We start from the raw sequence: 19,837 nt of genomic DNA on the forward strand, positions 1-19,837 counted from the left end.
CTCGTCGCACCTTTATCGCGCCATGTCCGAACTCTGGTCCTCCCTCCGCCCGCAACTCGAATACCTGGCTACGCCTCTGCCGCTGGCCGCCCTCGGACTCGCCGACGCCCACCGGGACGAGATCGCCCCGCTGCTGGTGGCCGAACTGGAGGCGCTGGCCGCCGATCCGACCCCGGCCCAGGCCGACGGCTACGTGCTGCACCTCTATGCGATGCTGCTCCTCGCCCGCTGGCGCACCCCCAGCGCCTACCGGCCGCTGGTCGAACTGGGCCACCTGGACGAGAGCCAGGTGGATACCGTCTTCGGCCAGCTGGTCCATGACAGCTATGGCCGCGCGCTGGCCTCCACCTGTGACGGCGACCTGGCCCCGCTCGCCGCGCTGGCCGACGACGACGGCGCCAGCCGCTGGGCCCGCGCTGCCGCGCTGGAGGCGATGAGCCTCGCCGCCCTCGAAGGCCTCACGCCGCGCGGGCCGGTGGTGGACTTCCTCACCGACTTCGGCACCCGCGAGGCCCAGGCCCTGCAGGACACGCCGGAGCGCGGCGAGGACTTCCCGCTGCTCGACGCGCTGGTCACCCACCTGGCCGACCTGGGTGCGGTGGAGCATCTGCCGACGATCCACGAATGGTTCGCCGCCGGTCTCATCGACGACAGCTATGTGGACGCCGACCAGCTCGAGGACGACATCCGCCGCAACCCGGCCGACGCGCTGGCCGCGCTGCGCGAGGCCGGCCACGGCCTGATCGACGACCTGCGCCCGGAGATCGCCGCCTGGCCGGACATCCACCACATGCCGCCGGTGGCGCTGGCACCGATTCCTCTCGGCGCAATCCGCGAGCCCATCGTCCGCGATGGCGCCAAGGTCGGCCGCAACGACCCCTGCCCCTGTGGCAGCGGCCGCAAGTACAAGAAGTGCCACGGCGCCAATTGAGTGCCCCCAGGGCCGGGCAGCGCCCAGCCCGCCCCCCAAGGGGGACAAGGAAACTTGGGGCGGCCCGAGGCTTCCCTGGGACCACCGACATCCTGCTGCCATCAGGCCGACACCCGCGCTCGGCTATCATGGCGGCCTCGCGACGAACTGGAAGCCCATCATGACCGACACCACGCCCGACCTTCCCGCCGACGCTTCCGACAGCAAGGCCGGCTTCGATCTGGACGATTTCGAGGTCCGCGTGCTGGCGGTACTGATCGAGAAATCCTTCGTCACCCCCGACACCTACCCGCTGTCGGTCAATGCGCTGGTCACCGGCTGCAACCAGCTCACCGGCCGCGAACCGGTGATGAACCTGTCGGAGGCCACCGTGCTGGCCACCCTCGACCGCCTCTCCGAGCGTGGCCTGGTCACCCAGCGCCACCAGGCCGGGGCGCGCGTGTCCAAGTGGGAGCACCAGATCCGCCTGCGCCATTCCCTCACGCCGCCGATGCAGGCGGTGCTGACCATCCTGATGCTGCGCGGCCCGCAGACCGTCGGCGAGATCCGTGCCCGTTGCGAACGCATGCATGCCTTCGGCACCCCGGCCGAAGTCGAGGATGTGCTGGAAAAACTTGGCGACAAGTACCCGCCGATGATCGTCCAGTTGCCGAAGGCTCCCGGCACCAAGGAAGCCCGCTACACCCACCTGATGAGCGGCGAAGCCGCCGCCCAGCAGAGCCACAGCTTCGAAGCCGCCGAACAGGCCGCCCCCCGCGGCAGCCGCGTCGGGGAACTCGAAGAGGAAGTCCGCCGTCTGCGTCAGCAGCTGGAATGGCTGACCAACGAATTCGAGGAATTCCGCAAACAGTTCCAGTGAGGGTGCGGAACCGCGGCAGGCACATGCCGGGCGGTGGCCGCACCACCCGCCGGCCGCGCCGCGCCGCGCATCCTTAACTCATCGTCCCGACCAAGAAACCCATGCTCGTCCATCCCCAGTTCGACCCCGTCGCCATCGCCATCGGCCCCCTCGCGGTGCGCTGGTACGGTCTGATGTACCTCGTCGCCTTCATCCTCTTCGTGACCCTCGGTCGGGTCCACGCCAAACGGCGGCCGGAGCTGGGCTGGGATGCGCAGCAGATCGACGACCTGCTGTTCTACGGCGTACTCGGGGTGATCCTCGGTGGGCGCCTGGGCTACGTGCTGTTCTACAAGCCGGCCTACTACTTCAGCCATCCGGCCGAAATCCTCGCCGTGTGGCAGGGCGGCATGGCCTTCCACGGCGGCTTCCTGGGCGTGCTGGTGGCCATGTGGCTGTTCGGCCGCAAGACCCATCGGCCATGGCTGGCCGTCACCGACTTCATCGCCCCGCTGGTGCCCCTTGGCCTGGCGGCAGGGCGGCTCGGCAACTTCATCAACGGCGAGCTGGTCGGCCGCGTCACCGACGTGCCATGGGCGATGATCTTCCCGCAGGTAGACAACCTGCCCCGCCACCCGTCCCAGCTCTACCAGTTCTCGCTGGAAGGGGTCAGCCTGTTTCTGATCCTGTGGTGGTTCGCCGCCAAGCCGCGGCCCCGCGGCCTGATCTCGGCGGCTTTCCTGATCGGCTACGGCTGCTTCCGCTTCATCGCCGAATTCGGCCGCGAACCGGACGACTTCCTCGGCCTGCTGACTTTCGGCATGTCGATGGGCCAGTGGCTGTCCCTGCCGATGATCCTCGCCGGCATCGCCATGGCCGTGTGGGCAGCCAAGCGCAACGAAACCTGAAGCGGGCCGCAGCGCCGCTCAATCCACCGGCAGACCGATGGCCGCCAGCACCCAGGCGGCCAGCAGCACCCCGTTGCTGAGGGCGAAGGCCGCCAGGCGGTGATAGACGTTGTTGTAGCCCAGGTGGATCAGGCTATGCACGACCCGCAGCCCCACGTAGGTCCATGCGAGTCCCAGCTGCAGCGCCGAGTGCTGGCCGGTCACGTAGCACAACAGCCCCAGCACGTAGAACAGCACCGGGAGCTCCAGCAGGTTCATGTAGTTCCGGTTGGGCAGGCACACGTCGGGCGGCACCTGCGCCGATTCTCCAAAACGGAAATCGGACACCTGGACGCGACCGGCAAAACCGGCGCCAAGCCGCCTGACGGCGATCAGCAGCAGGATCACGAAGGTCCAGGCCGCCAGGGCGAACTGGGGATAGAGCATGGCAACGCGCATGGGGGCAGGTGGAGCAACGCGGGCAACGGCCGCCGGAACCATCCATAATGCATGAACACGCGCACAGCATAAGCGAGCACCCCGGGAATGTCCAAGATGCGAGCAGGGTTTTCCTGGCTTGGCAGCCGGATCGAATCGACTCACAGTGAGTGCCATGAACACCCAACCCAACAATCCCCTGCACGGCATCACCCTCGAACACATGCTGACCGAGCTGGTCGCCCGCTATGGCTGGAAGAACCTCGGCGCGGCAATCCCGATCCGCTGCTTCAACAACGACCCCAGCGTTCCGTCCAGCCTGAAGTTCCTGCGCCGTACTCCCTGGGCCCGTGCCGAAGTGGAGCGGCTGTACCTGCAGCAGCGCGGCTGATTTGGGCAAAGAGTGCCAAAGTTAATAGTGCCCAGATAGAAAACTGCAAATACTGCAGATTCAATACTCCATCCATCCTCAATCCCGCTCACAACAAAAAGAACGGAGATTTGCAGTTTGAGGAAAAGCCGTCCGTCCAGCCCTCGGGGCCCGGCCTTGCGGCCAGGCCGCCAGCGTCTCGGTGCCGCGTCCCTCGTGCAGGCTGACGGCCCACATCCGGGCGCCACGCCTGCCGAGGCAGGAACATGTCGCTCGTGAAGATCCCGCTGCGCCACCTCGAACGCCTGCTGCCTGTTTCGGTGGGCCTGGCCTCCCTGTGCCTGACCGCTTGGCTGTGGCAGCACGAGCGGCAGGGCCTGGACGCCAGGCTGCGGACCCAGTTCGAATCCAGTGTGCGCCAGACCACCGGCCGCATCGAACAGCGCCTGGTCGCCTGCGAGCTGATGCTGCGCGGCGCCCGTGGCCTGTTCGAAGCTTCCAGCCAGGTCAGCGCCGATGACTTCCGGCGCTACGTGAACGTGCTGACCGATGGCACTGATTTCGCAGGACTGCAGGTCATGGCCTACACACCCCGGCCACCGGGGCATGCCGACGACGCACCGCTGCCGATCGCCTATGTCGCCCCGTATACGCCAGCCAACGAGGGGGCCGTCGGACGTGACATGTACGCCGACCCGCTGCGCCGCGAGGCCATGCAGCAGGCGCGGGACGCCGGTATCGCCGCGATGACCCGCAAGATCACGCTGCTGGTGGATGAAGCCCCCAGCCAGCCCGGTTTCGCGATGTACCAGGCCCTCTACGCCAAGGACCAGCCCATTGACAGCCCGGCGGCCCGCCGCCAGGCCCTGCGCGGTTGGGTGCATGTGGCCTTCCGGCTCGAAGCGCTGATGGCCAGCCTGTACGGTGAAGGCATCCCCGGCCTCGCGCTGCGCATCTATGACGGCAGTGATGCCGTGCCGGGAACGCTGATCTTCGACTCCCACCCCCAATCTGAGGAACAGGCCGAGCCGCGCTTCACCACATTCCAGTACATCAACTTTCCCCAGCACAACTGGACGCTGGCCATCCGCAGCACGCCGGAATTCGAACAGCAACGCGGCCTCGGCTCGACGCGGATCATCGCCGTGGCCGGCACCAGCCTGAGCCTGCTGCTCGCCCTGCTGACCTGGCAGCTGGTCACCGGGCGCAGCCGCGCCTTCGCCCACGCCCAGGCGATGACGCGCGAACTGCGGGAGAGCGAGGAGCGCATGCGCCACATGGCCCAGCACGACCCGCTGACCCGCCTGCCCAACCGGGCGCTGTTCGCCGACCGCCTGCACTCCGCACTGGCGCGGGCCCGTCGGGAAAACACGCTGGCCGGCCTGATGTTCGTGGACCTGGACCGCTTCAAGCCGGTCAATGATGCCCACGGCCACGCGGTCGGCGACAAACTGCTGATCGCCGCCGCTTCGCGCATGCGCGAATGCCTGCGCGAAGCGGACACCCTGGCCCGCATGGGCGGCGACGAGTTCGTCGTGCTGCTACCCCATATCGACGCACCAGCCGATGCCCGCCAGGTCGCCGAGCGCATCCTCAGCGCCCTGTCCCACCCTTTCGAGGTGGACGGGCTGGAGCTGCAGATCTCCGCCTCCATCGGCGTCGGGCTGTTCCCCGACCACGGCACGGACGACGTCAGCCTGATGAAGAGCGCCGACAACGCCATGTATCAGGCCAAGGACGTGGGGCGCGCCTGCCTGGTCTTCGCCAGCTGAGCGGCAGCGCTCAGCAGCACTCCACCTCGATCTGTTCGAGCAAAGCCAGCCCGGCTTCGTCGTCACAGCCTTCCAGGAACTCGCGGATCTGGTTGATGTTGCTGTGGATCAGGAACAGGTCGTCCACCTGCGGCCCGCCGTCGCCGCGACGCTTCTTCTGGAAATAGTCCCAGAAGACGTTGCCGCGCCCCGGCTCCTGCAGCCGGGCGTCGAGGACTTCCATCAGGCGCCGGGCATTCAGATCGCAGTCGATCCCGCAAAAGCTGATGTAACGATCCGGCTGGCCGGACGGCTGAAGGTGTTCGCTTTCCCGCTTCATCACGTTTCTCCTGAAAAATGGATGAAACGGACTGTACGGAAAGGCCGCCGCCGCTTCCGTCGGCCAGCCGACACTCCGGCCGGTAGCTAGCCTTGCGCCAGGCTGCGGGCGGCCAGCGCCGGCAGATCGTGGATCAGCAGAGCCCGTCGGCCACGCCGGCTCAACACGCCTTCCCGCTGCCACTGGTTGATCAGCGAGGACACCGACTGGCGCGTGGTGCCGAGCAGGCAGGCAATGTCCTCGGTGCCCAGGTCGATGGGCAGCACGCAGCCTTCCGGGCCCTGTTCGCCGCGCCGCTCGGCCTGGCGCACCAGGAAGCGCGCCAGCCGCGCCGGCACGTCGCGGAAGGCCAGGTCCTCCACCAGCGATACCGCGTTGTCGAGGATGCGCCCCAGCACCTTCATCATCAGCGGCGCCACCGCCGGCGCTCCGGCCAGCTTGGCGGCGAACTCGCGGATGCCGATTACCCACAGCACTGCCGGCTCCAGGCTGCGCACGAAGGTCGGCGTGTGGGTGGTAAAGATGTCGCCCGGCTCCAGGATGGCCAGGCTGAGCTCCCGCGCATCGCTGGCCAGGTAGACCCGCAGACGGCCGCTGCGCACGATGAAGACCTGGTTCAGGGCCTGGCCGGGGGTGGCCAGCAGCTGTCCCTTGGCCACCTCGCGGGAGGTAAAACCATCGAGAAAACCGGCCGGAAAGCCGGCCAGCGGATCGGGATGCGGGGCGGCCATGGCCATGACCATAGCACACGGCGGCGGCCCGGCCAGTCCCGCCAGACTGCCCCGGAGCGAGACCCGGCGCCCCTTCCGTGAGATCCGCCGCTTTCCCGGACAAATATCCCTACGTTAAGATGCCCCACAGAGCGTCGCCTTGTTCTGGATTCGGACGGGTGTCGCATTGCCCCCGCACCGGCCAACGCGGCCGGTCGTCCGACCTCTCCCGAGCGGCGCCGTACCGGCAGCCAGAGGGAAGGCTCACGTCCCGCTGGCTGCCGCCTGGTCCCCCAACGACAATGAGAGCGCAGCCATGGAATACGAAACCGTAGACACGCAAGTCTCCCCCACCGGGCGCCTGGAAGTGCTGTCCAGCTCGGAGGCCGCCAAATTGTCGACCCAGGGCGACAGCGCCCTGAACACCCTGTACCGCAACTGTTCGCTGGCGGTGCTCAACTGCGGCAACGAGATGGACGACGGCAAGGAGCTGCTGGAGCGTTACAGCAACTTCGACATCCGCGTGCAGCAGCGGGCCCGCGGCATCAAGCTCGACATCCACGGCGCGCCGGCCAGCGCCTTCGTGGACGGGCGCATGATCCGCGGCATCCAGGAACACCTCATCGCCGTGCTGCGCGACGTGGTGTACGTGGGCAACGAGATCAACGGCAATTCCAAGTTCGACCTCCGCACCTCGGCCGGCGTCACCGACGCGGTGTTCCACATCCTGCGCAACGCCAACGTGCTGCAGCCGATCACCCAGCCCAACGTGGTGGTGTGCTGGGGCGGCCATTCGATCAACCGGGAGGAATACGACTACACCAAGCTGGTCGGCTATCAGCTCGGCCTGCGCGGCATGGACATCTGCACCGGCTGCGGCCCCGGTGCCATGAAGGGGCCGATGAAGGGCGCCGCCATCGCCCACGCCACCCAACGTCTCAAGGGCGGCCGCTACCTGGGCTTCACCGAGCCGGGCATCATCGCTGCAGAGGCGCCCAACCCGGTGGTGAACGAGCTGGTCATCCTGCCCGACGTGGAAAAGCGCCTGGAAGCCTTCGTGCGCACCAGCCACGGCATCGTGGTCTTCCCCGGCGGGGTCGGTACCTGCGAGGAAATTCTCTACATCCTCGGCATCCTGCTCCACCCAGACAACGCGGCGATCCCCTTCCCGCTGGTGTTCACCGGCCCCAAGAGCGCCGAGGAATACTTCGTGCGCATCGACCGCTTCATCGCCGAAACCCTCGGCGACGCGGCCCGCCAGCGCTACAAGATCATCATCAACGACCCGGCGCGGGTGGCGCGGGAGATCAAGGGCGGCGTCGAGCAGGTGCGCAGCTTCCGCAAGGAGAAGCGCGACGCCTACTACTTCAACTGGCTGCTGCGCATCGAGCACGAGTTCCAGCAGCCCTTCCGCCCGACCCACGAGCGCATGCGCGCCCTCAAGCTGCATAAGGAACAGCCTGCCCACCTGCTGGCCGCCAACCTGCGCCGCGCGTTCTCGGGCGTGGTGGCTGGCAACGTGAAGGACGAGGGCATCCGCGAGATCGAGAAGCACGGCAGCTTCGAAATCCACGGCGACCCGGCCATCATGGAGCCGATGGACGCGCTGATGGCCTCCTTCGTGGCCCAGGGGCGCATGAAGCTGCCGGGCAAGAAGTACAACCCCTGCTACCGCATCGTCGCCGCCAAGCACGACTGAGCAATGGGCCGGCGGGCTCGCCCCGCCGGCCCGGCGCACTCAGGCCTTCTTCCCCACCAACACCACGCCCGCCACCACCAGCGAGCCGCCGAGCAGCTGGAACAGCCCGATCGGCTCGGTGAGGATCAGCCAGCCGAGGAACAGGGTGATCACCGGTCCAAGCGTGCCGATCAGCGACACCGGACCGGCGCCCAGGCGGCGCATCGCCTCCGACACCATCCACACCGGCAGCACCGTCGAGAACAGCGCCATCGCTGCCGCCAGCAGCAGCACCGGCGCCGGCTGCACCAGCAGGCCGAGGGGCCGGGTCAGCGCGAAATGGGCCAGGCACAGCACGCAGGCGGCGGTACTCGCCCAAGCGGTGGTGCGTGCTGCCCCCAGACGCACCACGGCCTGGCCGTTGCCCATCAGGTACAGCGCATAGGACACCGCACTGGCGAACACCAGGCTGCCGCCGATCCACACGTCGCGGGCCGTGCCGGTGATCGTCAGGTCATGGGCCAGCGCCAGCGCAATTCCCGCATAGCACAGCACGATGCAGGCCAGCGCCCGGCGGGTAATCGGCTTGCCGAGGAAGAGCGCCGACAGCACCACCACCAGCGTCGGGTAGGCGAACAGGATCAAGCGTTCGAGGGCCGCCGAGATGTAGTGCAGGCCGAGGAAATCCAGATAGCTCGCCAGATAGTAGCCCGAGGTGCCGAGGCCCAGCAGCAAGAGCACGTCCCGCCCGGTTAGCGGCGCCGGCTGGCGACGGCGCTGGTCCTGCCAGCCGAGGGCGATGAAGAAGGGCAGCGACATGCCCATGCGCAAGGCCAGCAGGGTGATCGCATCGACGCCGTAGGGATAGGCCAGCTTGATCAGGATGGCCTTGAAGGAAAAGCCCACCGCGCCAAGAACGGCGTAGATGAGCCCGACACGGTGACCGGGATTCATGAGCATTCGACAAAATGGAACGGCTCCCATTAGGCCACCGGATCGCCGCGGCGGGAATTGGTAAGATCCGGGGGCTGTATTCGCCGGAGACGAAAGCTTGCACTACGACCTCACCGACCTGCGCCTTTTCGCGGCGATTGCCGAGGAGGCCAGCCTGACCCGTGGCGCGGCCCGCGCCCACCTGGCCCCGTCATCGGCCAGCCATCGTCTGGCGCGCCTGGAGGAAAGCCTCGGCGTGGCCCTCTTCGACCGCCACGCCCGCGGCCTGCGCCCGACCCGCGCCGGCGAGGCGCTGCTCGGCCACGCCCGCCAGGTGTTCGCCCAGCTCGAACAGATGCACGCCGACCTGTCGCCCTTCGCCCGTGGCGTGCGCGCCCAGGTCAGCCTGTACGCCAACACCAACGCCATCAACTGCTTCCTGCCCGACGATCTGGGCGACTTCCTGCGCGCCGAGCCGCACATCCGCGTGACGCTCAAGGAAATGACCAGCCCGGAGATCCTGCGCTGCGTGGCCAGCGGCGAGACGGAGATCGGCGTGGTGGCCGGCGAAGTGCCGCCCGACGTGCTGCTCGCCCGCCCCTACCGGCAGGACCGCATCGTGCTGGTTACCCCGCCCGGCCATCCGGTGTCGGCGCGGGCCCGGGTGCGCATCGCCGAAGTGCTCGACCAGCCCTTCGTGATGCTGCACACCGGCAGCGCCTTCCACACCGGGCTGATGAACTACGTGGCGGAAACCGGCGGCCGGCTGGATGTGCGCATCGAGGTGCGCAGCTTCGAAGCCGTGCTGCGCATGGCCGGCGCCGGCGTCGGCCTGGGCCTGGTGCCGCGCTCGGCGGCGGAGCGGGCCGGCCGCCAGCGCCCCTTCGCGGTGGTGGACCTGGACGAACCCTGGGCCAGCCGCGACCTGTCCATCGTCGTGCGCCGCGAACTGGCCCTGTCGCCCCACGCCCAGGCCCTGGTGGACGCCCTGGCCGGCGGACGGAACGCACATTGACGCACGCCCTTGTCGGCTTCCCCACACGGATTGCATCGCCCACGCCCTCCGCAAGCCTGAAATAGCCGGGCCGGCCGGGCGCCGGCACGGCGGCGCGAAACTTGCGTGAGAGCCTCCGACCCATGCGGAGGAATCACCGATGAAGTTGCAGCTCGAACGCCCGTTCGTCGAGGCCTTGGTGCAGGCCCACCCACGCCTGTCCTGGCTGCTGGAGCAGATGCGCTTCGGCAACCGCGCCGAAGTGAGCTTCCTGCAGATGGAGCACGACGAACTGCATTTCCTTGAAGTGCTGTTCGAAGGCGCCGGCCCCGAGATGCGCACCCGCGCCGCGCAGATCTCCACGCTGCGCAAGGCGCTGGCCGGCGACGGCATGCGCTTCGAATCGGAAGACCTGGAACTGCTGGTGCCGGCCATCGCCCGCTACCTGGCCGACGACGCCATCCGCGGCTGGCTGTTCAGCGCCGCCAGCGCCGGCAAGCCGACCGCCTGGGTGGTCACCCGCCTCGACTACACGCCGGCCTCCAACGAGGAAACCGGCAAGGTGCTGATCGAACTGAAGGCCAACACCCGCGGCAAGATCGTCACCAGCAACATCCGCATCGTCGCCAGCGACATCGCCAACCGCACGGTCGGCGGCATCTTCGCGGCCAAGGGCTATCTGAAAGAAACGCCGGAGCTGATCACCGCCTACGACGACATGGCCGAGCGCTACTTCGACTGGCGCGCCCGCTACGGCGAACAGTTCTCAGGCCGCGGCACCGCCCTCTACGCCGAGAACCCCACCGCCAGCCACCGGGACACCGACTGGTCGCGCAAGGACGTGGTGATCCTGTCCTCCAGCGGCGGCGACGCGCGCCTGGTGAACGACGAAGGCATCCTGTCCGACCGCGTGCTGACCCTCGACGCCCCCGGCGACATCCTCGGCCCCTACCTGCGCCGCGCCGCCAAGAGCCTGCGCTACAAGGCCGACGATGTGGTGGAGGCGTCCCGCGACGCGATGCCCAAGGGCTTGTTCACCAGCCTGCCGGTGCACTTCTTCATCCTGATGTTCCACCTCGACCTGCACCACTACCTGTGGGTGCACGTCGGCGACATCCACCCCTACGAGTACAAGCCGGCCCTCAAGCAGAAGCTGATCCTGCCCGCCGAGCAGACCGACCTGATCGACATCCTCACCGCCGAGATGGATCTGCTGATGGACGACATCGTGGCCGGCAAGTCCGGCGGCACCACGGTGCTGTGCGCCGGCCCACCGGGGGTCGGCAAGACCCTCACCGCCGAGGTGTATTCCGAGATCATCCGGCGGCCGCTGTACCGGGTGCACTCCGGCCAGCTCGGCCTCAATGTGGCGGCGATGGAGACCACCCTCAAGGAGGTGCTGACCCGCGCCCAGCGCTGGGGGGCGGTGATGCTCATCGACGAGGCCGACGTGTACATCAAGCGGCGCGACGACAACATCACGATGAACGCGGTGGTCGGCGTCTTCCTGCGCGTGCTCGAATACTTCAACGGCCTGCTGTTCCTCACCACCAACCGCATCGACGACATCGACGAAGCCATCGTGTCGCGCTGCATCGCCCTCATCAAGTACGCCTCGCCCGACGCCGCGGCGCGCCAGCGCATCTGGCAGGTGATGGCCGAGCAGTTCGGGCTGGTCCTCGACGCCGCGCTGATCGAACGCCTGGCGACGCTGTTCCCCGACGCCAGCGGGCGCGACATCAAGGGCCTCGCCAAGCTGACCGCCAAGTACTGCAAACAGAAGGCCTGTCCGCCGGATCTGGCCGCCTTCACCCGCTGCGCCACCTTCCGCGGCCTGGAGGTGGCCCATGCCTGAACACCCCGCAGCGGCCTGGGCCCGGCAGGCGGCGCTGACGCCCACCGACATCGACTGCACGACGACGGTGATGCTCAAGATCCTCGACGGCAAGTGCAAGATGAACCCGCAGGAGAAGGAGATCATCGCCGTCATCTACGACGTGGTGAAGGACCGCCCCGGCCACATCCTCGACGACACCGACCACCGCCTCATCGCCCTCGCCCGCCAGGGCATGGATGACGCGCTGGTGGAGCGCATCTACGAGCAGCGCCTGATTGCCGAGACGATGATCTCCCGCCCCGTCATGAAGGCCTACAAGGCCATGCTGCGGGCCAGCGGCGTGCTCGCCACCGCCCAATCGGAGCACTCCACCGAAGATATTTAAACAGGATATCGACTAAGCTCTCCGCCATCCGGCCTACCCTTTCCGGGCAGCCGGAGCACAAGAGACACGCGAGGTCGATGGATGAATTGGAAGAAATGGTTCCGCCGCGAACATGCCGATGAGGCGGCCGCCAACGAGGAACGGGAAGAGGAGCCGCTGACGATCCTGCCCGAGGCCCCCACCACGCGGGTCATCGATCTGGACGCCATCGACGCCATCGAGGCCCACATGCGCTGGAAAGCCCGCCTCGAGGCCCGCCTGTTCGGCGCCAAGAAGGACCCGATCGCCGCCGACCAGGTCTTTCTCGACAAACGCAGCACCCTCGGCCGCTGGCTCTACGGCCGCGGCCACGAGCGCTTCGGCACCCTCGACACCTTCAGCGAGCTGCGCCGCCACCACGCCGAATTCCACCGCTACGCCGGCCAGGCCGTGCTGGCCTTCAATGCCGGCCAGCAGGACGAGGCCATCCGCCTGGTCACCGGCGGCGATTACGCGCGCGCCTCCCAGCGCCTGCGCCAGACCATCACCCGGCTGTTCGAAGAAGCGACAGGCCCGGCGCGGAATACGCGGCTCCCGTAACAGGCGCCGGCGCGGGGCCGCAACGGGCCATGCCGGCGTCAGTGCATGTGCTTGTGATCGTGCTCCACCGGCGCGGCGGCGGTCAGGGCGCGCACCTGGGCCTTCACCTCGACGGACTCGACCTTCTTGTCCTTGCCCTCCACCTTCAGCGTGATCGGCACCACCTCGCCCGCCGCCAGGGGTTTCTTCAGGTCGATCAACATCACGTGGTAGCTGCCGGGCTTCAGCTCGACCGGCTTGCCGGGCTGCACGTCGAGGCGCTGCACGGCGCGCATCTTCATCACGCCGCCATCCATCGCCATCTCGTGGATCTCGACGACGCCAGCCGCCGGGCTCGCCGCGCCGACGACGGTGACGCCACCCTGGCTGCTGAGCTGCATGAAGGCGCCAGTGACCTTCTGGGCCGGCACAGTGCCGCGCACCCACGGGTCCTTGACGTCCAGGTCTGCGGCAGCGGCGCTGCCGATGAACAGGCCGGCCAGCGCCAGCCCTGCGAGCTTGTGGATGATGGGCACGGAATCACTCCTTGATTGGAACCGGGGCGCAGCTTAGCGCGCCCGGCGGTTGGCGCGGAAACGGATGAAGGCCGGCGCGACCATTTGCCGCAGCCGGTGGATGGATGCACGGCGGCTGCTACGGCCGGCTCAGGACCAGTTCACCGTGGCCGCCAGCAGGTAGCCGGCGCCGTAGACAGTCTTGATCAGCTTGGCGTGCTGGGGGTTTTCCTCGAAGCGGCGACGCAGCCGCGAGACACGCAGGTCGATGCTGCGGTCCAGCGCCGACACGTCGCGCCCGCCGAGCAGCTGTTCGCGGGTCAGGATGTGGTTGGGGTGGGCCAGCAGCACCGACAGCAGCTGGGCCTCGGCAGTGCTGAGGGTGTCCTGCTCGCCGCTGGGGCTGATGAGGGTGTTGCTGCCCGGCTCGAAGCGCCAGCCGGCAAACTCGGCGACGCGCTGGCTGGGGTCGGCCGGCAGCACCACCTGGCCGGGGTAGCGGCGCAGGATGCTGCGCACGCGGGCGATCAGCTCGCGCGGCTCGAAGGGCTTCACCACGTAATCGTCGGCACCCAGCTCCAGGCCCATGACCCGGTCGTAGGTATCGCTGCGCCCGGTCACCACCAGCAGGCCGCAGGCGTGCTTGCCGCGCAGCTGCTGCAGCACCGCCATGCCGTCCATATCGGGCAGGCCCAGGTCGAGGATCACCAGCTCCGGCGCCTTGTGGCGCAGACCGTGGAAGAAGGCCTCGGCGGTGCGGAACAACTCGGCCCGGTAGCCGAATTTTTCCAGCGTGTCGGCGATGAGGCGGGCAATCGCCGCCTCGTCCTCAACCACGTAGATCAGTTCTGGGGGACGGGTATGAGCCATAGCCCGGAAGCTTGGCTCATGCAGCCAGCGGACGCAAGGCCGCCAGCAGCTTGTCGCGGGAGAAGGGCTTGGCCAGCAGCGGCAGATCGGGGTCGGCCTCGACGCTGGCCTGGGCCTCGGCGAAACCGCTCATCAGCACGATCGGCAGCTCCGGACGGAAGCGGCGCACGAAACGCGCCAGGGCCCGGCCGTCCATCGTGCCGGGCATCACCACGTCGGAGATCACCAACGCGATGGCCGGGATGTTCTCCACCATGTCGGCCGCCTCGGCGCCGTTCTCGGCCTCCACCACCGCGCAGCCCAGCTCGGCGAGCTGCATGCGCACTACGGTGCGCACATCCACGTCGTCCTCGGCGAGCAGCACCAGCTTGCCGGCCAGGTCGGCGGCATTCACGTCGGCGCCGGCCGGCAGCGCGTCGGGCTGGTCGTCCTCGGCGATGCTGGGCAGCAGCAGGGCCACCGTGGTACCGCGGGCCTGACGGCTGCGGATGCGCACGCCGCCGCCCGACTGCTTGACGAAGCCGTACACCATCGACATACCGAGGCCGCTGCCCATGCCGAACTGCTTGGTGGTGAAGAAGGGCTCGAAGACCCGCGCCAGGGTGCTGCCGTCCATGCCCATGCCGTTGTCGCTGACGGCGATCTGCACGTAGTCGCCGGGCGGTACTTCGAGGTCGGCGGCGGCATGCACGCTGAGCTGTTCCAGCGACGACTCGATGCGCAGCTCGCCGCCGTTGGGCATCGCGTCGCGGGCGTTGAGGGCCAGGTTGAGCAGCGCGTTCTCCAGTTGGTGGGCGTCCACCATCGCCACCAGACAGGGCTCGCGGCTGGCCGTGCTGACCGCGATGGTGGACGGCAGGCTGCGGCGGATCAGCTTGGACATGCCGAGGATCAGCTCGTTGACCTCCACCGGCCGCGGCTCCAGCGGCTGGCGGCGGGCGAAGCCGAGCAGCCGGCGGATCAGCTCGGCGCCGCGGTTGGCGGCCTGCATGGCCGGCTCGACGAAGTTCTCGGTGAGCGGGTCGTTGGGGTGGTTTTCCTTCAGCGCCACCAGGTTGCCGATCACCACCGTCAGCATGTTGTTGAAGTCGTGGGCGAGGCCGCCGGTGAGCTGGCCGATGGCTTCCATCTTCTGGGCCTGGGCCAGCGCCGCCTCGGTGCGGCGCTGCTCGGTGACGTCCACCGAATGCACGTAGCAGCCCTGCACCTCGCCGTCCGGCCCGATGTCCGGCACCAGTGTGCTGCTGGCGCGGGCCGGCATGCCGTCGCGGCCGGTGAGGGTGTATTCATAGGAGACCTGCTCGCCAGCCAGCGCGCGGGCCAGGTAGCCGGCGACGAGTGCGTACACCTCCTGCCCGGTGACGTCGCGGATCTGCTTGCCTTCCACCTCCCGCGCCGACCAGCCGAACCACTCGGCGTAGCCCTTGTTGGCATAACGGTAGATGCCGTTGCGGTCGAAATAGGCGATCGCCGCCGGGATCGCGTCGGTGATCTCGCGCAGGCGCTGCTCGCTGCGCTGCAGGGCCTGGGTGATCGCCTTGTTGGACTGGATCGCCGCGGTCAGCTCGACGTTGGCGCGGGTCAACTCCTCGGTGCGGGCATGGATGTGCGCCTCCAGCTCGGCCTGATGATCGGCGATCTGCTGCTGGGAACGGCGCTGCTCCGTGACGTCGGTATACACCGTGATGAAACCCTGGTGCGGCAGCGGAAAGCCGCGGATCGACAGCACCTGGCCATTGGGCCGCACCCGTTCGGTGACGTGGGGCAGGAAGCTGCGCGCCCGCGCCACCCGCTCGGCGACCTGCGCCTCCGGATCGCCGGGGCCGTAGTCGCCGCGCTCGGCGTTGTAGCGGATGAAAACCTCGAAGGACACGCCGGGGCTAGCCAGTTCCGCCGGAAAGTCGAGCAGGCGCAGAAAGGCGCCGTTCCACGCCACCATGCGCAACTCCTCGTCAAAGACGGTGACGCCCTGGTCGAGCAAGTCGAGCCCCGCCCCGAGCATTTCCCGGTAGCGCCGGTCTGAGGACGGCTGCGCGCCGTCCGCGGGGTGTTCACCGCTGGGCTGGCGTTCCTCGACGGGGGTTTCGGGCCTGTCCTGCTCGTTCATCGCTGTCCTGTTTCCGTACGGCCTGAATGGCTGCCTGATCCGATTTTAGCCAGCGTCCCGGGCGACGGAGACGGCCGACAAAATTGAGTACATTTTCACGAAACTTCCGACAAGGTTGTCTGCGAACCTTCTCTCGATCCTCGGGATTCCGCCCACAAGGCCGCCTCGGGGAACAGGCCCCAGAGCCACCGCCTCATCAAGTCGTGGCGCCAAGAACCAAGAGGAGAAAAACAGGTGTCGAACAATCCGTACGAGCAAGGGCTGGACAAATGCGCGGCCAACTATGTCCCGCTGTCGCCCTTGTCCTTTCTCGAGCGTAGCGCCCAGGTCTATCCGAACCGCCTGTCGGTGATCCATGGCGCCCGCCGCTTCACCTGGAGCGAGACCTACGCCCGCTGCCGCCGCCTGGCCAGCGCCCTCGCCAAGCGCGGCATCGGCCGTGGCGACACGGTGGCGGTCATGCTGCCCAACATCCCGGCGATGGTCGAGGCCCACTTCGGCGTGCCGATGATCGGCGCCGTGCTGAACACCCTCAACACCCGCCTCGACCCGGAAGCCATCGCCTTCATGCTGGCCCACGGCGAAGCCAAGGTGCTGATCACCGACCCCGAGTTCGCCGCCATCATCGCCCCGGCCCTCGAACTGCTGGAAGGCCCCAAACCGCTGGTCATCGATGCCCTCGACCCGGAATACCCGGGCGACACGCGCCTCGGCGAGATCGAGTACGAGGACTTCCTCGCCGACGCCGACCCGGAGTTCAAGTGGTCGCTGCCTCCCGACGAGTGGGACGCCATCGCCCTCAACTACACCTCCGGCACCACCGGCAACCCGAAGGGCGTGGTCTTCCACCACCGCGGCGCCTACCTCAACTCCGCCTCCAACATCATCAGCTGGGGCATGCCACAGCACGCCGTCTATCTGTGGACGCTGCCGCTGTTCCACTGCAACGGCTGGTGCTTCGCCTGGACCCTGGCCGCCAACGCCGGCGTCAACGTGTGCCTGCGCAAGGTGGACGTGGCGCTGATCTATGAGCTGATCCGCACGCACAAGGTGACCCACTTCTGCGGCGCCCCCATCGTGCACGGCATGCTGATCAACGCGCCGGAAGGCCTGCGCGCCGGCATCGAGCACAAGGTGTCGGCGCTGATCGCCGGCGCCGCGCCCCCCGCCGCGATCATCGAAGGCATGGAGCGCATCGGCTTCGACATCACCCACGTATATGGCCTGACCGAAACCTACGGCCCGGCCGCCGTGTGTGCCAAGCACCCGGAATGGGACGACCTGCCGATCGCCCAGCGCGCCGAGCGCAACGGCCGTCAGGGCGTGCGCTACCACATGCAGGAAGGCATCACCGTGCTCGACCCGCAGACCATGGAGCCGGTCCCCGCCGATGGCGAGACCATGGGCGAGATCATGTTCCGCGGCAACCTGGTCATGAAGGGTTACCTGAAGAACGAGAAGGCTACCGCGGAGGCCTTCTCCGGCGGCTGGTTCCACACCGGCGACCTGGCCGTGCTGCACCCGGACGGCTACGTGAAGATCAAGGACCGTTCCAAGGACGTGATCATCTCCGGCGGCGAGAACATCTCCTCGCTGGAAGTGGAAGAAGTGCTGTACCGCCACCCGGCCGTGCTGACCGCCGCGGTGGTCGCCAAGCCCGACGAGAAGTGGGGCGAAGTGCCGGCCGCCTACATCGAGGTGAAGGAAGACGCCAAGGTCACGGTAGAAGACATCGTCGCCCACTGCCGCGAGCACCTGGCCCGCTACAAGGTGCCCAAGTTCGTGGAGTTCTGCGTACTGCCCAAGACCTCCACCGGCAAGATCCAGAAATTCGTACTGCGCCAGCAGGCCAAGTCGGCCTCGGCGATCGAATAAACACAATCGGAGACAAGAACCCATGAAGATCCTCGTGCCCGTCAAGCGCGTCGTCGATTACAACGTCAAGATCCGCGTCAAGGCCGACCAGTCCGGCGTCGAGCTGGCCAACGTCAAGATGGCCATGAACCCCTTCGATGAAATCGCCATCGAGGAAGCCGTGCGGCTGAAGGAAGCCGGCAAGGCCACCGAAGTGGTCGCCGTGTCTGCCGGTGTCGCCCAGTGCCAGGAAACCCTGCGCACCGCGATGGCCATCGGCGCCGACCGCGGCATCCTGGTCGAATCCGACGTCGACCTGCAGCCGCTGGCCGTCGCCAAGCTGCTCAAGGCCCTGGTGGACAAGGAGCAGCCGCGCCTGGTGATCCTCGGCAAGCAGGCCATCGACGACGATTCCAACCAGACCGGCCAGATGCTCGCCGCGCTGCTCGGCTGGCCCCAGGCTACCTTCGCCTCCAAGGTCGAGGTCGGCCCGGAGCGCGTCAGCGTCACCCGCGAGATCGACGGCGGCCTGGAGACCCTGTCCCTGCCGCTGCCGGCGGTCATCACCACCGACTTGCGCCTCAACGAGCCGCGTTACGCCACGCTGCCGAACATCATGAAGGCCAAGAAGAAGCCGCTCGACACCGTCAAGCCGGCCGACCTGGGCGTCAACGTGGCCCCGCGCCTGAGCACGCTGAAAGTCGTCGAACCGGCCGCCCGCGGTGCCGGCATCAAGGTGGCCGATGTGGCCCAGCTGGTCGACAAGCTCAAGAACGAAGCGAAGGTGATCTGATCCGCCGGGGGCGAAGTTCATTCGCCCTCTCAGCGTCGATCTCCGCCACGGGCGCATGCGCGCCCCCACAGGAACAGAGAAAGCGAGTCAGGAGACAAAATGCCCATTCTCGTCATTGCCGAACACGATAACGCCGGCCTGAAGGCCGCTACCCTCAACACCGTCAGCGCCGCCGCCAAGCTCGGTGGCGACATCGAAGTGCTGGTCGCCGGCACCGCCTGCGGTGCGGCTGCCGAAGCCGCCGCCAAGCTGGCCGGCGTCGCCAAGGTCAAGCTCGCCGACAGCGCCGCCTATGCCGAACAGAGCGCCGAGAACCTCGCCGCGCTGCTGGTGGACGTGGTCAAGGCCGGCGGCTACAGCCACGTGCTGGCCCCCGCCACCACCTTCGGCAAGAACGTGCTGCCGCGCGTCGCCGCGCTGCTCGACGTGGCCCAGATTTCCGACATCGTCGCCATCGAGTCGGCCGACACTTTCGTGCGCCCGATCTACGCCGGCAACGCACTGGCCACCGTCAAGTCCGCCGACGCGGTCAAGGTCATCACCGTGCGCACCACCGCCTTCGACGCGGTCGCCGAAGGCGGCTCCGCTGCTATGGAAGCCATCGCTGCCGGTGCCGACCTGGGCCTGTCCAAGCTGGTCGGCCGCGAGCTGACCGTGTCCGCCCGCCCGGAACTGGGCGCCGCCAAGATCATCGTGTCCGGCGGCCGCGGCCTCGGCAGCGGCGACAACTACCGCGCCGTGCTCGAACCGCTGGCCGACAAGCTCGGCGCTGCCATGGGCGCCAGCCGCGCTGCCGTCGATGCGGGCTTCGTGCCCAACGACTACCAGGTCGGCCAGACCGGCAAGATCGTCGCCCCGCAGCTCTACCTGGCCGTCGGCATCTCCGGCGCCATCCAGCACCTGGCCGGCATGAAGGACTCCAAGGTGATCGTCGCGATCAACAAGGATCCGGAAGCGCCGATCTTCCAGGTGGCCGACTACGGCCTCGTCGCCGACCTCTTCGAGGCCGTGCCGCAGCTGGCGTCCGCACTCTAAGCACGCCATTTCC

20 protein-coding genes are annotated in these 19,837 nt (G+C 67.9%); 13 read left to right on the forward strand and 7 right to left on the reverse strand.

Annotated features, from left to right (window positions below; all coding sequences use genetic code 11):
* The first annotated feature begins 22 nt into the window (after positions 1-22).
* The 3 genes from AC1PQG_RS21505 (at position 23) to lgt (ending at position 2,677) form a co-directional block, all read left to right on the forward strand.
* On the forward strand, positions 23-931 hold the full coding sequence (locus AC1PQG_RS21505; protein WP_481119781.1) for a DUF1186 domain-containing protein: 909 nt from the start codon (positions 23-25) through the stop codon (positions 929-931).
* Between the two features lie 160 nt (positions 932-1,091).
* On the forward strand, positions 1,092-1,790 hold the full coding sequence (locus tag AC1PQG_RS21510; protein WP_481119782.1) for a YceH family protein: 699 nt from the start codon (positions 1,092-1,094) through the stop codon (positions 1,788-1,790).
* 101 nt (positions 1,791-1,891) lie between these two features.
* Positions 1,892-2,677, forward strand: a complete 786-nt coding sequence (gene lgt / locus AC1PQG_RS21515) for a prolipoprotein diacylglyceryl transferase (protein WP_481119783.1) — start codon at positions 1,892-1,894, stop codon at positions 2,675-2,677.
* 18 nt (positions 2,678-2,695) lie between these two features.
* Here the strand turns inward: lgt and AC1PQG_RS21520 are convergent, their stop codons facing one another.
* A complete protein-coding gene (locus AC1PQG_RS21520) occupies positions 2,696-3,103 on the reverse strand; it encodes an MAPEG family protein (RefSeq protein WP_481119784.1) in 408 nt (135 codons plus the stop codon).
* 166 nt (positions 3,104-3,269) lie between these two features.
* Between AC1PQG_RS21520 and AC1PQG_RS21525 the strand changes: the two genes are divergently transcribed.
* Both AC1PQG_RS21525 and AC1PQG_RS21530 read left to right on the forward strand, forming a co-directional pair.
* A complete protein-coding gene (locus AC1PQG_RS21525) occupies positions 3,270-3,485 on the forward strand; it encodes a VF530 family protein (RefSeq protein ID WP_481119785.1) in 216 nt (71 codons plus the stop codon).
* A 245-nt stretch (positions 3,486-3,730) separates the two neighbouring features.
* Positions 3,731-5,236: a diguanylate cyclase domain-containing protein gene (locus AC1PQG_RS21530; RefSeq protein ID WP_481119786.1), complete on the forward strand. Its 1,506-nt coding sequence runs from the start codon at positions 3,731-3,733 to the stop codon at positions 5,234-5,236.
* Positions 5,237-5,246: 10 nt separating this feature from the next.
* On the opposite strand, the gene cowN is transcribed toward AC1PQG_RS21530, so the two are convergent.
* A complete protein-coding gene (cowN, locus tag AC1PQG_RS21535) occupies positions 5,247-5,555 on the reverse strand; it encodes a N(2)-fixation sustaining protein CowN (RefSeq protein WP_481119787.1) in 309 nt (102 codons plus the stop codon).
* A gap of 86 nt (positions 5,556-5,641) precedes the next feature.
* Positions 5,642-6,286 (reverse strand): Crp/Fnr family transcriptional regulator, encoded by a 645-nt coding sequence (locus AC1PQG_RS21540; RefSeq protein WP_481119788.1) that lies wholly within the window; start codon positions 6,284-6,286, stop codon positions 5,642-5,644.
* A gap of 295 nt (positions 6,287-6,581) precedes the next feature.
* Between AC1PQG_RS21540 and ppnN the strand changes: the two genes are divergently transcribed.
* Positions 6,582-7,964, forward strand: a complete 1,383-nt coding sequence (ppnN, locus tag AC1PQG_RS21545; protein WP_481119789.1) for a nucleotide 5'-monophosphate nucleosidase PpnN — start codon at positions 6,582-6,584, stop codon at positions 7,962-7,964.
* A 39-nt stretch (positions 7,965-8,003) separates the two neighbouring features.
* On the opposite strand, the gene AC1PQG_RS21550 is transcribed toward ppnN, so the two are convergent.
* A complete protein-coding gene (locus tag AC1PQG_RS21550) occupies positions 8,004-8,897 on the reverse strand; it encodes a DMT family transporter (protein WP_481119790.1) in 894 nt (297 codons plus the stop codon).
* Positions 8,898-8,994: 97 nt separating this feature from the next.
* Here AC1PQG_RS21550 and AC1PQG_RS21555 point away from each other — a divergent pair, with 97 nt between their 5' ends.
* The 4 genes from AC1PQG_RS21555 (at position 8,995) to AC1PQG_RS21570 (ending at position 12,671) form a co-directional block, all read left to right on the forward strand.
* On the forward strand, positions 8,995-9,891 hold the full coding sequence (locus AC1PQG_RS21555) for a LysR family transcriptional regulator (RefSeq protein ID WP_481119791.1): 897 nt from the start codon (positions 8,995-8,997) through the stop codon (positions 9,889-9,891).
* Positions 9,892-10,030: 139 nt separating this feature from the next.
* Positions 10,031-11,725, forward strand: a complete 1,695-nt coding sequence (locus tag AC1PQG_RS21560) for an AAA family ATPase (RefSeq protein ID WP_481119792.1) — start codon at positions 10,031-10,033, stop codon at positions 11,723-11,725.
* Positions 11,718-12,092, forward strand: a complete 375-nt coding sequence (locus tag AC1PQG_RS21565; RefSeq protein WP_481119793.1) for a hypothetical protein — start codon at positions 11,718-11,720, stop codon at positions 12,090-12,092. Before AC1PQG_RS21560 ends, AC1PQG_RS21565 begins: the two co-directional genes overlap by 8 nt.
* Before the next feature lie 81 nt (positions 12,093-12,173).
* Positions 12,174-12,671 carry a CZB domain-containing protein gene (locus tag AC1PQG_RS21570; RefSeq protein WP_481119794.1) on the forward strand — a complete coding sequence of 166 codons (498 nt, stop codon included), beginning with the start codon at positions 12,174-12,176 and terminating at the stop codon, positions 12,669-12,671.
* Positions 12,672-12,709: 38 nt separating this feature from the next.
* Here AC1PQG_RS21570 and AC1PQG_RS21575 read toward each other — a convergent pair whose 3' ends face one another.
* The 3 genes from AC1PQG_RS21575 to AC1PQG_RS21585 form a co-directional block, all read right to left on the reverse strand.
* The gene (locus AC1PQG_RS21575; protein WP_481119795.1) at positions 12,710-13,186 is read right to left on the reverse strand and encodes a copper chaperone PCu(A)C; all 477 of its coding nucleotides are present in this window, start codon (positions 13,184-13,186) and stop codon (positions 12,710-12,712) included.
* A gap of 129 nt (positions 13,187-13,315) precedes the next feature.
* Positions 13,316-14,035: a response regulator transcription factor gene (locus AC1PQG_RS21580; protein ID WP_481119796.1), complete on the reverse strand. Its 720-nt coding sequence runs from the start codon at positions 14,033-14,035 to the stop codon at positions 13,316-13,318.
* A 16-nt stretch (positions 14,036-14,051) separates the two neighbouring features.
* Positions 14,052-16,142, reverse strand: a complete 2,091-nt coding sequence (locus tag AC1PQG_RS21585; protein WP_481119797.1) for a PAS-domain containing protein — start codon at positions 16,140-16,142, stop codon at positions 14,052-14,054.
* A gap of 234 nt (positions 16,143-16,376) precedes the next feature.
* Here AC1PQG_RS21585 and AC1PQG_RS21590 point away from each other — a divergent pair, with 234 nt between their 5' ends.
* The 3 genes from AC1PQG_RS21590 (at position 16,377) to AC1PQG_RS21600 (ending at position 19,824) form a co-directional block, all read left to right on the forward strand.
* Positions 16,377-18,017, forward strand: coding sequence for an acyl-CoA synthetase (locus tag AC1PQG_RS21590; protein ID WP_481119798.1), 1,641 nt, complete (start codon positions 16,377-16,379; stop codon positions 18,015-18,017).
* Positions 18,018-18,039: 22 nt separating this feature from the next.
* The gene (locus AC1PQG_RS21595; RefSeq protein ID WP_481119799.1) at positions 18,040-18,789 is read left to right on the forward strand and encodes an electron transfer flavoprotein subunit beta/FixA family protein; all 750 of its coding nucleotides are present in this window, start codon (positions 18,040-18,042) and stop codon (positions 18,787-18,789) included.
* Positions 18,790-18,888: 99 nt separating this feature from the next.
* Entirely contained in the window at positions 18,889-19,824 is a 936-nt protein-coding gene (locus tag AC1PQG_RS21600; RefSeq protein WP_481119800.1) for an electron transfer flavoprotein subunit alpha/FixB family protein, read from the forward strand.
* Positions 19,825-19,837 lie beyond the last annotated feature (13 nt).

Source organism: Zoogloea sp. GDB6 (assembly GCF_056724105.1).

Bases quoted from the DNA above. Each gene is read 5' to 3' on its own strand.
- AC1PQG_RS21530 (WP_481119786.1), top strand. From the start codon at position 3,731: ATGTCGCTCGTGAAGATCCCGCTGCGCCACCTCGAACGCCTGCTGCCT.
- AC1PQG_RS21600 (WP_481119800.1), top strand. From the start codon at position 18,889: ATGCCCATTCTCGTCATTGCCGAACACGATAACGCCGGCCTGAAGGCC.
- lgt (WP_481119783.1), top strand. From the start codon at position 1,892: ATGCTCGTCCATCCCCAGTTCGACCCCGTCGCCATCGCCATCGGCCCC.
- AC1PQG_RS21525 (WP_481119785.1), top strand. From the start codon at position 3,270: ATGAACACCCAACCCAACAATCCCCTGCACGGCATCACCCTCGAACAC.
- AC1PQG_RS21570 (WP_481119794.1), top strand. From the start codon at position 12,174: ATGAATTGGAAGAAATGGTTCCGCCGCGAACATGCCGATGAGGCGGCC.
- AC1PQG_RS21505 (WP_481119781.1), top strand. From the start codon at position 23: ATGTCCGAACTCTGGTCCTCCCTCCGCCCGCAACTCGAATACCTGGCT.
- AC1PQG_RS21595 (WP_481119799.1), top strand. From the start codon at position 18,040: ATGAAGATCCTCGTGCCCGTCAAGCGCGTCGTCGATTACAACGTCAAG.
- AC1PQG_RS21540 (WP_481119788.1), bottom strand. From the start codon at position 6,286: ATGGCCGCCCCGCATCCCGATCCGCTGGCCGGCTTTCCGGCCGGTTTT.
- AC1PQG_RS21520 (WP_481119784.1), bottom strand. From the start codon at position 3,103: ATGCTCTATCCCCAGTTCGCCCTGGCGGCCTGGACCTTCGTGATCCTG.
- AC1PQG_RS21560 (WP_481119792.1), top strand. From the start codon at position 10,031: ATGAAGTTGCAGCTCGAACGCCCGTTCGTCGAGGCCTTGGTGCAGGCC.
- AC1PQG_RS21550 (WP_481119790.1), bottom strand. From the start codon at position 8,897: ATGAATCCCGGTCACCGTGTCGGGCTCATCTACGCCGTTCTTGGCGCG.
- AC1PQG_RS21510 (WP_481119782.1), top strand. From the start codon at position 1,092: ATGACCGACACCACGCCCGACCTTCCCGCCGACGCTTCCGACAGCAAG.
- AC1PQG_RS21585 (WP_481119797.1), bottom strand. From the start codon at position 16,142: ATGAACGAGCAGGACAGGCCCGAAACCCCCGTCGAGGAACGCCAGCCC.
- cowN (WP_481119787.1), bottom strand. From the start codon at position 5,555: ATGAAGCGGGAAAGCGAACACCTTCAGCCGTCCGGCCAGCCGGATCGT.
- AC1PQG_RS21580 (WP_481119796.1), bottom strand. From the start codon at position 14,035: ATGGCTCATACCCGTCCCCCAGAACTGATCTACGTGGTTGAGGACGAG.
- AC1PQG_RS21565 (WP_481119793.1), top strand. From the start codon at position 11,718: ATGCCTGAACACCCCGCAGCGGCCTGGGCCCGGCAGGCGGCGCTGACG.
- ppnN (WP_481119789.1), top strand. From the start codon at position 6,582: ATGGAATACGAAACCGTAGACACGCAAGTCTCCCCCACCGGGCGCCTG.